Below are 14,459 nucleotides of genomic sequence, written 5' to 3'. Positions count from 1 at the left end.
AAGCCGTAACTCGCTGATCGGAGGCGACACACGTGAGTTACGGCCCTGATCACGCGAGTTACGTCTCCAAGCACGCGAATCACGCCCTGGAGCACACAGCCCGGACGTAGTGAAGGCCTCCTTCCCTACCCTCAGGGTAGGCAAGGAGGCCTTCACGGACGGACGGATCAGGCGCCCGCGGCCGACTTCAGGTCCGCGGCCCGCGCCGTGCTCTCCCACGGAAGCTCCAGCTCGGGACGGCCGAAGTGGCCGTACGCGGCCGTCGGCGCGTAGATCGGGCGAAGCAGGTCGAGGTCGCGGATGATCGCGGCCGGACGCAGGTCGAAGACCTCCTGGATGGCGGCCTGGATCTTCGACGGGTCGACCGTCTCGGTGCCGAAGGTCTCGACGAAGAGGCCCACCGGGGCCGCCTTGCCGATCGCGTACGCGACCTGGACCTCGGCCCGCGAGGCGAGACCGGCGGCGATGACGTTCTTCGCCACCCAGCGCATCGCGTACGCGGCCGAGCGGTCCACCTTGGAGGGGTCCTTGCCGGAGAACGCGCCGCCACCGTGCCGGGCCATGCCGCCATAGGTGTCGACGATGATCTTGCGGCCGGTCAGGCCGGCGTCGCCCATCGGGCCGCCGATGACGAAGCGGCCGGTCGGGTTGACCAGCAGCCGCACGTTGGAGGTGTCGAGCCCGAGCTCGGCGATCTCCGGGGCGACCACGTGCTCGCGGACGTCGACGCCGAGCATCTGCTCGAGGTCGATGCCGTCGGCGTGCTGGGTGGACACGACCACCGTGTCGAGCCGCACCGGCTGGTCGCCGGCGTACTCGATGGTGACCTGGGTCTTCCCGTCCGGGCGCAGGTACGGCAGCACGCCGTCCTTGCGGACCCTGGTCAGCCGCTGCGAGAGGCGGTGCGCCAGCGCGATCGGCAGCGGCATCAGCTCGGGGGTGTCCGAGCAGGCGTAGCCGAACATCAGGCCCTGGTCGCCGGCGCCCTGGCGGTTGATCTCGTCCTCGTCGGATTCGACGCGGGACTCGTACGCGGTGTCGACGCCCTGCGCGATGTCCGGCGACTGGGAGCCGATCGCGACGTTGACGCCGCAGGAGTTGCCGTCGAAGCCCTTGGCCGAAGAGTCGTAGCCGATCTTCAGGATCACGTCGCGGACGATGGTCGGGATGTCCGCGTAGGCCTCGGTGGTCACCTCGCCGGCGACGTGCACCTGCCCGGTGGTGATGAGGGTTTCGACCGCGACCCGGCTGCGCGGGTCTTTAGCCAGCAGACCGTCCAGGATCGAATCGCTGATGGCATCGCAAATTTTGTCGGGATGACCTTCGGTCACCGATTCCGACGTGAACAGTCTGCTCGTGGACGCGCTCACGGTGGCCGTCACTCCCTCACCTAGACGTCTGATGCCCAGTAAGTTAGGCACCCCTCAGCTTGCAATCAAGCCTACTGACTATCGCTTGGGGGACTCTCGACGCTTCATCAAGGTCACAACAGCATCCCACAATGTGGACGCGAGTTCTGCCTTGGCGCCGAGCGGGATCGGGATTTCGGTGCCGTCGGCCCCGAGCAGCCAGCCCGAGTTGTCCTCGGTCCCGAAGGCCTTCCCCTCGCCGACGGCGTTCACCACCAGCAGGTCCGCACCCTTGCGCTTCAGTTTGACCCTGGCGTGATCGAGGACGCCACCCTTGTCGTCCCCGGTTTCGGCGGCGAAACCGACGACCACCTGGCCGTTCGCCCGGTTTCGCACCAGCTCGGCCAGGATGTCCGCGTTGCGCGCGAGCTCGACCACGGGGTCCGGCGCGTCGTCGGACTTCTTGATCTTGTGGTCCGCCCGGTTCGATGGCCGGAAATCGGCGACGGCGGCGGCCATCACCACGACGTCGGCGGTGGCGGCCTCGGCGTGCATCGCCTGGCGCAGTTCCTCCGCGGTCGACACGTGGACGACCTTCGCGCCCGCGGGCTCCGGCAGCGCGATGGTGTGCGCGGCGACCAGCGTGACCTCGGCGCCGCGCTGGGCGGCGACCCGGGCCAGCGCGTAGCCCTGTTTGCCCGACGAACGGTTGCCCAGGTACCGGACGGGGTCCAGCGGCTCGCGGGTGCCGCCTGCCGAAATGGCCACGCGCACGCCTTCGAGGTCGCGCGGGAGGGCCTTCGGCACGGCGAGCAGGAGCCGGGCGAGGTCGACGATCTCGGCCGGGTCGGCGAGCCGCCCCTTGCCGGTGTCCTTGCCGGTGAGCCTGCCGGCGGCGGGTTCGGCGACGACCAGACCGCGCGAACGCAGCAGCGCCACGTTGTCGCGGGTGGCCGGGTGCTCCCACATCTCGGTGTGCATCGCCGGGAAGAAGGCGACCGGGCACCGGGCGGTGAGCAGGGTGTTGGTCAGCAGGTCGTCCGCGATGCCGTGCGCGGCCTTGGCGAGCAGGTTCGCCGTGGCGGGCACGACGATCACCAGATCGGCTTCCTTGCCGACGCGGACGTGCTGCACCTCGGGCACCTCGGTGAACACGCCGGTGTGCACCGGGTTCCCGGACAGTGCCTCGAAGGTGGCCGCGCCGACGAAGTTCAGCGCGGCTTCGGTGGGGACCACGCGGACGTCGTGACCGGATTCGGTCAGTCCGCGCAGGACCTCACAGGCCTTGTAGGCGGCGATCCCGCCACCCACGCCCAGTACGACGCGGGGCTTATTCACCCTCGGTGTGCTCGAGCAGGCCGCCGTGGATCTCGCGCAGGGCGATGGAGAGCGGCTTCTCGCGCGGGCCCGGCTCGACCAGCGGGCCGACGTACTCCAGCAGGCCCTCGCCCAGCTGGGCGTAGTAGTCGTTGATCTGGCGAGCGCGCTTGGCCGAGTAGATCACCAGCGCGTACTTCGAGCTGACCTTCTCGAGGAGGTCGTCGATGGGCGGGTTGGTGATGCCTTCGAGCTCTTCGTGCAGCGTGGCCTGAGTCGTCACTCGTGGTGCTCCGAATCTTCGGTAGAGATGTCGCCGGTTATCAAGTTTAGCAACTGCTCGGCGGCCTCTCGCACGTCGGCGTTGACGACGCGCTCGTCGAACTCCCCGGCGGCGGCGAGTTCCCGCTCGGCCTCGGCCAGCCTGGCCTTCACCGCGGCTTCGTTCTCGGTGCCGCGGCCGGTCAGCCTGCCGACCAGTTCTTCCCACGACGGCGGCATCAGCATCACCAGCCGGGCCTCCGGCATCGCCTTGCGGACCTGCCGGGCACCCTGGAGTTCGATCTCCAGGATCGCGTTGCGGCCTTCGGCGAGCGCCCGCTCGACGGGCCCGCGCGGGGTGCCGTAGCAGTTGCCCGCGAACTCGGCGTGTTCCAGCAGTTCGCCGTCGGCGACCATGCGGTCGAACTCGGCCCGGTCGATGAAGTGGTAGTGCTCGCCGTCCACCTCACCCGGCCTCGGCTTCCTGGTGGTCACCGAGACGCTGAAGTAGATCTCCGGATCCAGGTTGCGCAGCTGTCCCGCCACGCTCGACTTCCCGACCCCCGAAGGCCCCGATACGACCGTGAGCCGGTGCCGGGATGCAACTCCCGCCACCGGCTCACCGCCGCGGTCAGCGCCCGGGTTCGCCGGGTGGTCCTGACCGGTGCCGCTCACTCGCCGCTGAATTCGGCCAGCAGCGCCTTGCGCTGCCGGTCGCCGAGGCCGCGAAGACGACGGCTGGGTGCGATCTCCAGTCGTTCCATGGTCTGCTGGGCACGGACCTTGCCGACGCCCGGAAGAGCCTCGAGCAGAGCCGAGACCTTCATCTTGCCGAGGACTTCGTTCTCCTCGGCCTGCTTCAACACGTCGACCAGAGTGGTACCGCCCCGCTTCAGCCGCTCCTTCAGCTCAGCACGGATGCGGCGGGCGGCGGCGGCCTTCTCCAGCGCCGCAGCGCGCTGTTCCTCTGTCAGCTGGGGAAGTGCCACGTTTTCCTCCGGTAGTTCTCAAATCTGGGTGGGTGTGGCGACGGTACCCACCCGTTACCTCGGCCCACAATGCGGGGGTGGCTGGTCATGACGGATTCCCGGGCCTGCTATTGGCCTTTTTCCAGGGGACCGAGGGAATCCCGGGTCCGCCGAACGGCCGCACGCAGCGCTTCGGGGTCCGGCCCGTGCCGGAGGATGTCGCGGGACGACGCGGGCAGCACACCCGGCAGTCCCGGCCCGAAAAGGGCCCGCAGATCGGCCGGAGTGGCCCCCTGTGCCCCGAAACCGGGTGCCAGGACGGGACCGTTCAGCTTGCTCAGATCGAGCTCTCCCGGCGCGATGGTGGCGCCGACGACGACGCCGATGTCACCCAGCGGCCCGACGCCCGCGTTGTACGCGGCGGCCGTGTCGACGATGTCCTGCGCGACGGTCTTTCCGTTGGGCAGCAAGGCGTTCTGCAGTCCCTGCGCCTCCGGGTTCGAGGTACGCGCGAGCACGATCAGCCCCTTGCCCTGTGCCTGCGCGACGTCGATCGCGGGGGCCAGCGAACCGAACCCGAGGTACGGCGACACCGTGATGGCGTCCGCTTCGAGTTCCGCGCCGGCGGGCAGGAACGCCGCCGTGTACGCCGCCATCGTCGAACCGATGTCGCCGCGTTTGACGTCCAGCAGGACGAGCGCGCCCGCGTCCCGGCACACCTTCATCGTCTTGGCCAGAACAGCGACCCCAGGAGGCCCGTAGGCCTCGAAAAAGGCCGACTGGGGCTTGATCACCGCGACCTCGGGAGCGATCGTCTCAGCGGCCGTGAGGGCGAACTTCTCCAGTCCGCCCGCGTCCGCCGGGAGACCCCACGCCCGGAGCAGCCCTGGATGGGGGTCGATACCGGCGCAGAGCGGTCCCTTCTCGGCGACCGCCCGCGCCAGCCTCGCCCCGAACCGCTCGCTCATGCCTTGGCCTTCAGCGCCGCCTGGAGGCTCTGCAGCGACCGCACGCCGATGTCGCCCTTGATGACGGCCTCGATCCCGTGCACGGCCGCCGCCGCGCCCTGCACCGTGGTGATGCAGGGGATGTCCCGCGACACCGCGGCGGTGCGGATCTCGTAACCGTCGATGCGGGGACCGCTGTTGCCGTACGGGGTGTTGATCACCATCTGCACCTCACCGCTGAGGATGACGTCCACGACGTTCTGCTCCCCTTCGGCGGACCCCTCGTAGTGCTTGCGCACGACGGTGCAGGCGATCCCGTTGCGCCGCAACACTTCCGCGGTGCCGGACGTGGCGAGGATCTCGAATCCGAGGTCCGCCAGCCGCTTCACCGGGAACACCAGCGAACGCTTGTCGCGGTTGGCGACGGAGACGAACACCTTGCCCGACGTCGGCAGCGAACCGTAGGCGCCGGCCTGCGATTTGGCGAACGCCTTGCCGAAGGAGACGTCCACGCCCATGACCTCACCGGTGGACTTCATCTCCGGGCCGAGCAGCGAATCGACGCCGTGGCCTTCGGGCGTGCGGAAGCGGTGGAACGGCAGGACCGCCTCCTTGACCGCGACCGGCGAATCGGCGGGCATATGGCCGCCGTCACCCTCGGCGGGCAGGACACCGGACTCGCGCAGATCCTTGATCGACGAGCCGGTCATGATCAGCGCCGCGGCCTTGGCCAGCGGCACCGCGGTCGCCTTCGACACGAACGGCACCGTCCGCGAGGCGCGCGGGTTGGCCTCCAGGACGTACAGGACGTCGTCCTTGAGCGCGTACTGGACGTTCAGGAGCCCGCGCACGCCGACGCCGCGCGCGATGGCCTCGGTCGAACGGCGCACGGTCTCGATGTCGGTCCGGCCCAGCGTGATCGGCGGCAGCGCGCACGAGGAGTCGCCGGAGTGGATCCCGGCCTCCTCGATGTGCTCCATGACGCCGCCCAGGAACAGCTCGTCGCCGTCGAACAGCGCGTCGACGTCGATCTCGATGGCGTCGTCGAGGAACCTGTCGACCAGCACCGGGTGCTCGGGGGTGACCTCGGTGGCGCGGTGGATGTAGCCGGCGAGGGACTCCTCGTCGTACACGATCTCCATACCGCGCCCGCCGAGCACGTAGGACGGCCGGACCAAGACCGGGTAGCCGATCTTGTCGGCGATCCGCTTCGCGCCCTCGAACGAGGTCGCCGTGCCGTACTTCGGCGCGGGCAGCCCGGCGTCGGTGAGGACCTCGCCGAACGCGCCGCGGTCCTCGGCGAGGTGGATCGCGTCCGGGGAGGTGCCGATCACGGGGACACCGGCGTCGGCGAGGCGCTTCGCGAGCGAGAGCGGGGTCTGGCCGCCCAGCTGCACGATCACCCCGGCGACGGTGCCCGACTCCTGCTCGGCGTTGACGACTTCGAGGACGTCCTCGAACGACAGCGGCTCGAAGTACAGCCGGTCCGAGGTGTCGTAGTCGGTGGAGACGGTCTCGGGATTGCAGTTGACCATGACGGCCTCGAAACCGGCCTCGCGCAGGGCGATCGCGGCGTGCACGCACGAGTAGTCGAACTCGATGCCCTGCCCGATGCGGTTCGGCCCGGAGCCGAGGATCAGGACCTTCGGCTTGTCGGTCTGCGCGGTGATCTCCGACTGCGCCGCGGGATCGGTCTCGTAGGCCGAGTAGTGGTAGGGCGTCTTGGCCGCGAACTCGGCCGCACAGGTGTCGACGGTCTTGTACACCGGCCGTACGCCGAGACGGCGGCGCAGCGCGCGGACGCCGTCCTCCCCGGCCAGTTCCGGCCGCAGCGAGGCGATCTGGCGGTCGGAGAGGCCGATCCGCTTGGCGCGCCGCAGCAGCGGCTCGTCGAGGACCTGCGCGTCGCGGACCTCGGCGCCGACCTCGCCGATGAGGGCGATCTGGTCGATGAACCACGGGTCGATCCCCGACGCCTCGTGCACCTGCTGGACCGTGGCGCCGAACCGCAGCGCCCGCTCGACCTCGTAGAGGCGCCCGTCGTGCGGCGTGCGCAAGGCGTCCAGGATGGATCCCTTGGTCACCCCCTCGGGGTCGGGGCGCGTCCAGAAGCCGGTGGCCTTGGTGTCGATGGACCGTAGTGCCTTGCCGAGCGCCTCGGGGAAGCTGCGGCCGAACGACATCGCCTCGCCGACGCTCTTCATCGTCGTGGTCAGCGTCGGGTCCGCGCCGGGGAACTTCTCGAAGGCGAACCGCGGCACCTTCACCACGACGTAGTCCAGCGTCGGCTCGAAGGCCGCCGGGGTCTCGCCGGTGATGTCGTTGCGGATCTCGTCGAGGGTGTAGCCGATGGCGAGCTTCGCGGCGATCTTGGCGATCGGGAAACCGGTCGCCTTCGACGCCAGCGCGCTCGACCGCGACACGCGGGGGTTCATCTCGATGACGACCATGCGGCCGTCCTCGGGATTGATCGCGAACTGGATGTTGCAGCCGCCGGTGTCGACGCCGACCTCGCGCAGCACGGCGATGCCGACGTCGCGCATGTGCTGGTACTCGCGGTCGGTCAGGGTCATCGCGGGCGCGACGGTGACCGAGTCGCCGGTGTGCACGCCCATCGCGTCGATGTTCTCGATCGAGCAGACGACCACCACGTTGTCGTGCCGGTCGCGCATGAGCTCGAGTTCGAACTCCTTCCAGCCGAGGACGCTCTCCTCGATGAGCACTTCGGTGACCGGGGACTCGGTGAGGCCGGTGGAGGCGAGCCGCTCCAGCTCCGCGTCGGTGTGCGCCATGCCCGAGCCGAGCCCGCCCATGGTGAACGACGGCCGGATGACCACCGGGAGGCCGACCTCGGCGACGGTCGCGCGGACCTCGTCCATGTCGTGGCAGACCCGCGACCGCGGCACCTCGGCGCCGATCGTGCGGACGATGTCCTTGAACTTCTGCCGGTCCTCACCGCGCTGGATGGCTTCGACGTCGGCGCCGATCAGCTCGACGCCGTACTTCTCCAGGACACCGCGGTCGTGCAGGGCGACCGCGCAGTTGAGCGCCGTCTGCCCGCCGAGGGTCGCGAGAAGAGTATCGACGGGGCGCCCCTGTGCTTGTTCAGCGGCGATGACCTTCTCGACGAATTCCGGCGTGACCGGCTCGATGTAGGTGGCGTCGGCGAACTCGGGGTCGGTCATGATGGTCGCCGGGTTCGAGTTCACCAGCGAGACGCGCAGTCCCTCTTCGCGGAGTACGCGGCAGGCCTGGGTGCCGGAGTAGTCGAACTCCGCCGCCTGGCCGATCACGATCGGCCCGGAGCCGATCACCAGCACGTGCTGGATGTCTGTCCTCTTCGGCATTAGTTTTCCTCACTCACCAGGCGCCGCAGACCGTCGCGGAAGACCTGAAAACTCTGGGAACGATTGTTCTCTACATCCATGTGCGGCGCGATGTCACGGGCCGCTGCAACCTTCGCCAGCCGGTCACGGTGGTACCCCTTGGACTGCAGGAGATGTTCGAGGGTTCGTGACACCTTGCCGGTGCCTTCCGGATCCCGAAAGCGTGCTTGCCTGTCCAGGTCCTTCGGGACGCGTGCGTAGGCCGCGCACAACGCGGCGACGTCACCGAGGAACCACGATTCCAGCTCGTCGATCACGATGCGGTGCAGGATCGCGCCGGGCGCTATCCCAGCGTCCTCCCCGATACGGACCAGCGCGTTCTTCAGCTTCAGGCAATCGTCGGCATCCCGATCGAGCACCACCACGATCCGGAACTCTTCCCAGGAAAGCCGGGAGGCGTAGCCACGCAGCACCCCGGAAAGGCGCTTGAGCAGATCCGGCTTCCCTTGGAACCGTCGAACGACGAACGAAACATCCGGGCCGACGATCTTCGGCACCAAGGCCAGTAACGCCGCCTCGGCGGAGGGTTCCTCGACCAGGATTTCCAAGTGACTCACCGAGGCCGCCCCGACCTCACCAAGGGATCACCGAGACCGAAATATCCTTCCGTCCAGAGATTGCCGAGCAGCCCACCGGCCTCGACCATCGCCACCAGCTGAGGAATATCGGCCGCTCGGCGAGCACCGGCAGCACCCGAATCGTCCCGGAACATCATCCAGACCTCGTCGGGCCTGAGCGCGTCGACGAGTTGCGGAGCGTGCGTCGCCAAGATGACCTGGCCCGCTTCGGACGCCGAGCGTGATTCCTCCGCCAGAAGGTAGTGAAGCCGCGGATGGACCTGATTCTCCGGCTCCTCGACCAAGATCACCGACAGCGGGCTCCGCAACGCGAGCAAGTATCCGAGCAGCAGCAACGTCCCGTCCGAAATATTCTCCGGAAGAATCGGCTCCTCGGTGTCCCGTTCCCTCAACCGGACGATCTGCGTCCCGTCACCGAGCCGAAGCGGCTCGATGTCCTCCAGCCTGGGGACATACCGCCGCAACGAGCCGAGGATCTCCGCCCAGACGCCAGGCTCTTCTTCTTTGAGGTGCTCCACCCGCATGGCAATGTTGTCGCCACGCGGGTCGAGTCCGGTTCCGCGGCGAGCCCCCCGCGCTCCCGCGCGCATCCGGGACACATCCAGATCGAATAACTGAACTCGCCTGGCGATCCGCAGGAACGCCGCGATATGCCGGTTCACGCTCAACCGGCCGAACGTCTCGACGGCGAGCAGCCCCGGATCGGTCAGCTGCTCCGTTCTTCCGTCCATGCCCGGAAGGCGGATGGTCCCGGTACCGTGGCGGAACGCGACGATGTTCACCAGATCACCACGCTCTCCGGGAGACCAGGACAAGCGCTCTTCGGCAGCCACCGGCGCACCGTCCCGCTCGTCAACGACGAGCAGGTATTCGAAGAGTTCGTGATCCGAGCGCCAGGTCAGCTCGATCTCGACCGGTCCGGTAGCACCTCGGCTACGAACCTCCTCCATCCCTCCGCGACGTCGCCAAGCGTCCTGAAGACCGCCGGAAAGCGCCTCGTGCACGAAGGCGGTCGCGTCCAGCAAAGCGGACTTGCCACTGCCGTTGGGGCCGAGCAGCGCCGTGATCGGTGTCAAGCCGTCCAGCTCGACGTCCCGCAGCACCCGGTAGTTGCGAACCCGGATCCGTTCGATCCCGGTGGACAAAGCCATTACTTCGCCTTCTCCATCAAGCCGACGAACTCATCGAACAGGGGGGCCGCGTCGTGCGGGCCGGCGGCGGCCTCGGGGTGGTACTGCACCGAGAACGCGGGGACGTCGAACGCGCGGACACCTTCGACGGTGTCGTCGTTCGGGCAGTAGTGCGAGACCTGCGCGGCGCCGAACGGCGTCTCGAACCGCTGGCCCGGCTCGCCTTCGAGGGCGAAACCGTGGTTCTGCGCGGTGATCGCGACGCGTTTGGTGGCCACGTCGATCACCGGGATGTTGATCCCGCGGTGGCCGTAGCGCATCTTGTAGGTGCCCAGTCCCAGCGCGCGGCCGAGGATCTGGTTGCCGAAGCAGATGCCGAACAGCGGGATTTCCCGCTGCAGCACCGCTTTCGTCAACTCCGTGGCATGCGCGGTGGTCGCCGGGTCGCCGGGGCCGTTGGACAGGAACACACCGTCCGCCTCGACGGCGAGCAGTTCGTCCACAGTGGACGACGAGGGCAGCACGTGCACCTCGATCCCGCGCGCGGCCATCATGCGCGGGGTGTTGGACTTGATGCCCAGGTCCAGCGCGGCCACGCGGAACTTCCGCTCGCCCTGCGCCTCGACGACGTACGCCTGCTTCGTGGTGACCTCGCCGGCGAGGTCGGCGCCCTTCATCTGCGGGCTCGCCCGCACCTGCGCGAGCATCTCCGCGTCGGTGCCCAGCGCGTCACCGGAGAAGACACCGGACCGCATGGCGCCCTGCTCGCGCAGGTGCCGGGTCAGCGTGCGGGTGTCCACCTCGGAGATCCCGACGACGCCCTGGCGCTCCAGTTCCTCGTCCAGCGTGCGCTTCGAGCGCCAGTTGGATGGGGTGCGCGCGGGGTCGCGGACGACGTAGCCCGAGACCCAGATGCGCGAGGACTCGTCGTCCTCGTCGTTCCAGCCGGTGTTGCCGATCTGCGGCGCGGTCTGGACCACGATCTGGCGGTGGTAGGAGGGATCGGTCAGCGTCTCCTGGTAGCCGGTCATGCCGGTGCAGAACACCGCCTCACCCAGGCTGCGGCCGCGGGCGCCGTACGCGGAGCCGCGGAAAACCCTGCCGTCTTCGAGGACCAACGCGGCGGGGGTCCTGGAACCGTTCGCGGTGCTCATCAGGCACCTCCCTTGATGTCGTTGCGGATGTCTTGCAAAGCTTCGATCCACTGTGGATAGTCGTCGACTTCGTCGCCGCGGAATCCGGTGTCCAGTTCGACGTCGCCCGCCAGCCAGGTGATGACGAGCAGCCCGTCGATGCCCATCACCTTCCCGGCCATCCCCTTGTCCTTGCGGACGCCGGTGACGGACGCGCGCGGGATCCAGAAGTCCGGGGCACCGCCGCGTTCGATGGCGATGCCGTCTTCGTGCAGCCGCCACACCGCGCCGGTGCGCAGGCCGGCGCCGCGGGTGACCACGCGCTCCTGCCAGTGCCCGGCGGTCGTCGTGCTGATGTAGACGCCGGTCGACTCCAGTTCAACGCCGCCAGGCTCGGCGGGGATTTGCGGGAACGGCGGCACCTGGACGCTCTGCGCGCGGGACTTGCGGCGCCAGCCACGCCACATCAGGAAGACGCAGAAGAGGAAGAAGGCGAAGACCGCCAGGGTCAGCAGAAGCCGGTCGCTCATGATGCGATCTTCCCTTCCCGTGCGGTGATCCGCCCGCGCAGCAACGTCGCCGTCACCACGCCGGGGAGCCGCATTCCTTCGTACGGGGTGTTCGCCGCGATACTCGCGAACTCGGCCCCCCGCACGGTCCATTCGGTGTCCGGGTCCACCAGCGTCAGGTTGGCCGGTTCGCCCACCTCGATCGGACGGCCGTGGTCGGTCAGGTCGCCGATCTCGGCGGGCCGCTCGCTCATCACGCGCGCGACGCCCCGCCAGTCCAGCAGGCCGGTGCGGACCATGGTCTCGACCACGATCGACAGCGCGGTTTGCAGACCGAGCATGCCCGGCCTCGCCGAGTTCCACTCGCAGTCCTTGTCCTGGACGGCGTGCGGCGCGTGGTCGGTGGCGACGCAGTCGATGACACCCTCGGCGAGCGCGGCGCGCAGCTTCTCGGCGTCGGATTCGGTGCGCAGCGGCGGGTTGACCTTGTTGACCGGGTCGTAGGTCGAGAGCCGCTCGTCGGTCAGCAGCAGGTGGTGCGGGGTGACCTCGGCCGAGACCTTGGTGCCGCGGTCCTTGGCCCATTTGAGGATGTCCGCGGTGCCCGCGGTCGAAACATGGCATACGTGCAGCCGCGCGTTCGCGTGCTCGGCGAGCAGGCAGTCACGGGCGACGATCGATTCCTCCGCCGAAGCGGGCCAGCCGGTGTAACCCAGGCGGGCGGCTTGCTCGCCCTCGTGCGCCTGCGCGCCGACGGTCAGCCGAGGCTCCTCGGCGTGCTGAGCGATGACCACGCCGAGCGCCGTCGAGTACTCCAGCGCGCGGCGCATGAGCAGCGGGTCCGCGACGCAGAGACCGTCGTCGGAGAAGACCTTCACCTTGGCCTCGGACTTCGCCATGGTGCCCAGTTCGGCGAGTTTCTCGCCCTTGAGTCCCACGGTGACCGCGCCGACCGGGTGCACGTCGACCAGCCCGGCCTCCTGGCCGCGGCGCCACACGTGGTCGACTATCACCGCGTTGTCGGCCACCGGGTCGGTGTTGGCCATGGCGAACACCGCGGTGTAGCCGCCGAGCGCGGCCGCGGCCGAACCGGTGGCGATGGTCTCGGTGTCCTCGCGGCCGGGTTCGCGCAGGTGGGTGTGGAGGTCGACGAAACCGGGGAGCAGCACCTGGCCGCCCGCTTCGATCACTTCGGCGTCGTCCGGGGTGTCGATCGAACCGATGTCGGTGATGACCCCGTCCTCGACGAGTACGTCGACCGGGTCCCCCTCGCCGTAGGGTCGGGCGCCCTTGATCAGGACGATGGTCACGCGGTGGCTCCTTCGCTGGCGAGCAGGTGGTAGAGGACCGCCATGCGCACGTGGACGCCGTTGCGGACCTGTTCGGTGATGGCCGAGGCCGGGGAGTCGGCGACCGCCGAGGCGATCTCCATCCCGCGCAGCATCGGGCCGGGGTGCAGGACGACGGCGTGCTCGGGCAGGAGCTTCATCCGTCGTTCGTTGAGGCCGTACGCGATCGAGTACTCACGCGCCGAGGGGAAGAAGCTCTGCCCTGGCCCCCCGGCTGTCATCCGCTCCGCCTGCACTCGCAGCATCATGACCGCGTCGACCGCGGGCAGTTCGGCGTCGAGTTCGTGCGACACCGTGACGGGCAGGCTTTCCACCCCGGCGGGCAGCAACGTCGGCGGCGCGACGAGCACCACTTCCGCGCCCAGCGCCGACAGCAGGTGGATATTCGACCGCGCGACCCGGCTGTGCAGGACGTCGCCGACGATCGCGATCCGGCGCCCCTCCAGCGAGCCGAGGCGCTCCCGCAGCGTGGCCGCGTCGAGCAACGCCTGCGTCGGATGCTCGTGGGTGCCGTCACCGGCGTTGACGACCGCCGTCCCGGCCTCGGCGAGCCAGCCCGAAAGCCGCTGTGCCGCACCGGAAGCGGGGTGCCGGATGATCACGCAGTCCGCTCCGGCCGCGGCCAGCGTCAACGCGGTGTCCCGCAGCGATTCGCCCTTGTTGACCGACGAACTGGACGCGGAGACGTTGATCACGTCGGCGCTCATCCACTTCCCCGCGATCTCGAACGAGACGCGGGTGCGGGTCGAGTTCTCGTAGAACAGCGTGATGACGGTGCGGCCGCGCAACGTCGGCAGTTTGCGGACCTCGCGGCCCAGCAAGGTGTGCTTGAGCTCTTCGGCGGTGTCCAGCACGGCTGTCGCGAGCGCCGGGTCGAGCCCGTCGGTGGCGAGCAGGTGCTTCACGATCGATCTCCTTCTGGTTGCGCGCGAAGCAGAACCGTGTCCCGCCCGTCCACTTCGGACAGTAGGACCTCGATCCCCTCGGCACGCGAGGTGGGCACGTTCTTGCCCACGTAGTCGGCGCGGATCGGCAGTTCGCGGTGGCCGCGGTCGACCAGCACGGCCAGCTGGACCGCGCGCGGGCGGCCGTGGTCGCGCAGGGCGTCGAGGGCGGCGCGGATGGTGCGGCCGGAGAACAGCACGTCGTCGACCAGGATCACCACCGCGTCGTCGATACCGGTCTGCGGCAGCTGCGAATGTTCGAGCGCGCGGGGCGGGCGGCGGCGGAGATCATCACGGTAGAGCGTGATGTCCAGCGCGCCGGTCGGCGGACGGATGCCGGAGAACTCGGCGATCTTGTCCGCGAGCCGCAGGGCGAGCGGGGTCCCCCGGGTGGGGATGCCCAGCAACACGGGCGGAGTCGAGCCACCGGCACCGAGAGCGGTCTTCTCGATGACCTGGTGGGCCATTCGGGCGATCGTGCGCGCGACATCGCCGGACGAGAGCAGCTCACGCTCTCCCGCCGGTTCCGCCGCGCCACGCGGGCGTGACGACAAGGCGGACCTCCTTCCCCGCCTCTCTGGACGGGTC

14 protein-coding genes are annotated in these 14,459 nt (G+C 69.1%); all 14 read right to left on the bottom strand.

The genetic code is table 11. The annotated features are described in order from the left end of the window. Positions 1–167: 167 nt before the first annotated feature. The gene (gene metK, locus ACLJQ7_RS18500) at positions 168–1,370 is read right to left on the bottom strand and encodes a methionine adenosyltransferase (RefSeq protein ID WP_199745477.1); all 1,203 of its coding nucleotides are present in this window, start codon (positions 1,368–1,370) and stop codon (positions 168–170) included. Positions 1,371–1,448: 78 nt separating this feature from the next. Continuing rightward, complete coding sequence (gene coaBC / locus ACLJQ7_RS18495) at positions 1,449–2,687, bottom strand: bifunctional phosphopantothenoylcysteine decarboxylase/phosphopantothenate--cysteine ligase CoaBC (protein WP_410649433.1); 1,239 nt, start codon at positions 2,685–2,687, stop codon at positions 1,449–1,451. Next, positions 2,680–2,949: a DNA-directed RNA polymerase subunit omega gene (gene rpoZ, locus ACLJQ7_RS18490; RefSeq protein ID WP_005152353.1), complete on the bottom strand. Its 270-nt coding sequence runs from the start codon at positions 2,947–2,949 to the stop codon at positions 2,680–2,682. Before rpoZ ends, coaBC begins: the two co-directional genes overlap by 8 nt. Next, the gene (gene gmk, locus ACLJQ7_RS18485; RefSeq protein ID WP_410649432.1) at positions 2,946–3,602 is read right to left on the bottom strand and encodes a guanylate kinase; all 657 of its coding nucleotides are present in this window, start codon (positions 3,600–3,602) and stop codon (positions 2,946–2,948) included. Before gmk ends, rpoZ begins: the two co-directional genes overlap by 4 nt. Then, entirely contained in the window at positions 3,599–3,916 is a 318-nt protein-coding gene (mihF, locus tag ACLJQ7_RS18480) for an integration host factor, actinobacterial type (RefSeq protein WP_003096398.1), read from the bottom strand. Before mihF ends, gmk begins: the two co-directional genes overlap by 4 nt. A gap of 107 nt (positions 3,917–4,023) precedes the next feature. Continuing rightward, positions 4,024–4,863, bottom strand: a complete 840-nt coding sequence (gene pyrF, locus ACLJQ7_RS18475; protein WP_410649431.1) for an orotidine-5'-phosphate decarboxylase — start codon at positions 4,861–4,863, stop codon at positions 4,024–4,026. Next, the gene (gene carB, locus ACLJQ7_RS18470) at positions 4,860–8,189 is read right to left on the bottom strand and encodes a carbamoyl-phosphate synthase large subunit (RefSeq protein WP_410649430.1); all 3,330 of its coding nucleotides are present in this window, start codon (positions 8,187–8,189) and stop codon (positions 4,860–4,862) included. The genes pyrF and carB overlap by 4 nt, the downstream gene beginning before the upstream one ends. Then, positions 8,189–8,785 (bottom strand): DUF4276 family protein, encoded by a 597-nt coding sequence (locus ACLJQ7_RS18465; RefSeq protein WP_410649429.1) that lies wholly within the window; start codon positions 8,783–8,785, stop codon positions 8,189–8,191. Before ACLJQ7_RS18465 ends, carB begins: the two co-directional genes overlap by 1 nt. Further along, entirely contained in the window at positions 8,782–9,957 is a 1,176-nt protein-coding gene (locus ACLJQ7_RS18460) for an AAA family ATPase (protein ID WP_410649428.1), read from the bottom strand. The genes ACLJQ7_RS18465 and ACLJQ7_RS18460 overlap by 4 nt, the downstream gene beginning before the upstream one ends. Beyond that, positions 9,957–11,090: a glutamine-hydrolyzing carbamoyl-phosphate synthase small subunit gene (gene carA, locus ACLJQ7_RS18455; protein WP_410649427.1), complete on the bottom strand. Its 1,134-nt coding sequence runs from the start codon at positions 11,088–11,090 to the stop codon at positions 9,957–9,959. Before carA ends, ACLJQ7_RS18460 begins: the two co-directional genes overlap by 1 nt. Further along, positions 11,090–11,599 carry a transporter gene (locus ACLJQ7_RS18450; protein WP_410649426.1) on the bottom strand — a complete coding sequence of 170 codons (510 nt, stop codon included), beginning with the start codon at positions 11,597–11,599 and terminating at the stop codon, positions 11,090–11,092. Before ACLJQ7_RS18450 ends, carA begins: the two co-directional genes overlap by 1 nt. Continuing rightward, positions 11,596–12,888, bottom strand: a complete 1,293-nt coding sequence (locus tag ACLJQ7_RS18445) for a dihydroorotase (protein WP_410649425.1) — start codon at positions 12,886–12,888, stop codon at positions 11,596–11,598. Before ACLJQ7_RS18445 ends, ACLJQ7_RS18450 begins: the two co-directional genes overlap by 4 nt. Beyond that, positions 12,885–13,832 carry an aspartate carbamoyltransferase catalytic subunit gene (locus ACLJQ7_RS18440; protein ID WP_410649424.1) on the bottom strand — a complete coding sequence of 316 codons (948 nt, stop codon included), beginning with the start codon at positions 13,830–13,832 and terminating at the stop codon, positions 12,885–12,887. Before ACLJQ7_RS18440 ends, ACLJQ7_RS18445 begins: the two co-directional genes overlap by 4 nt. After that, positions 13,829–14,425, bottom strand: a complete 597-nt coding sequence (gene pyrR / locus ACLJQ7_RS18435) for a bifunctional pyr operon transcriptional regulator/uracil phosphoribosyltransferase PyrR (RefSeq protein WP_410649423.1) — start codon at positions 14,423–14,425, stop codon at positions 13,829–13,831. Before pyrR ends, ACLJQ7_RS18440 begins: the two co-directional genes overlap by 4 nt. Positions 14,426–14,459 lie beyond the last annotated feature (34 nt).

This window comes from Amycolatopsis sp. cmx-4-54 (assembly GCF_046548895.1).
Taxonomy (GTDB): Bacteria; Actinomycetota; Actinomycetes; order Mycobacteriales; family Pseudonocardiaceae; genus Amycolatopsis.
The sequence above is the reverse complement of the archived record's forward strand: the minus strand, read 5'-3'. Positions and strand labels throughout refer to the sequence as shown.

Excerpts from the sequence above, each read along its gene's own strand:
- pyrF (WP_410649431.1), bottom strand. The coding sequence starts at position 4,863 with ATGAGCGAGCGGTTCGGGGCGAGGCTGGCGCGGGCGGTCGCCGAGAAG.
- carB (WP_410649430.1), bottom strand. The coding sequence starts at position 8,189 with ATGCCGAAGAGGACAGACATCCAGCACGTGCTGGTGATCGGCTCCGGG.
- ACLJQ7_RS18450 (WP_410649426.1), bottom strand. The coding sequence starts at position 11,599 with ATGAGCGACCGGCTTCTGCTGACCCTGGCGGTCTTCGCCTTCTTCCTC.
- carA (WP_410649427.1), bottom strand. The coding sequence starts at position 11,090 with ATGAGCACCGCGAACGGTTCCAGGACCCCCGCCGCGTTGGTCCTCGAA.
- ACLJQ7_RS18460 (WP_410649428.1), bottom strand. The coding sequence starts at position 9,957 with ATGGCTTTGTCCACCGGGATCGAACGGATCCGGGTTCGCAACTACCGG.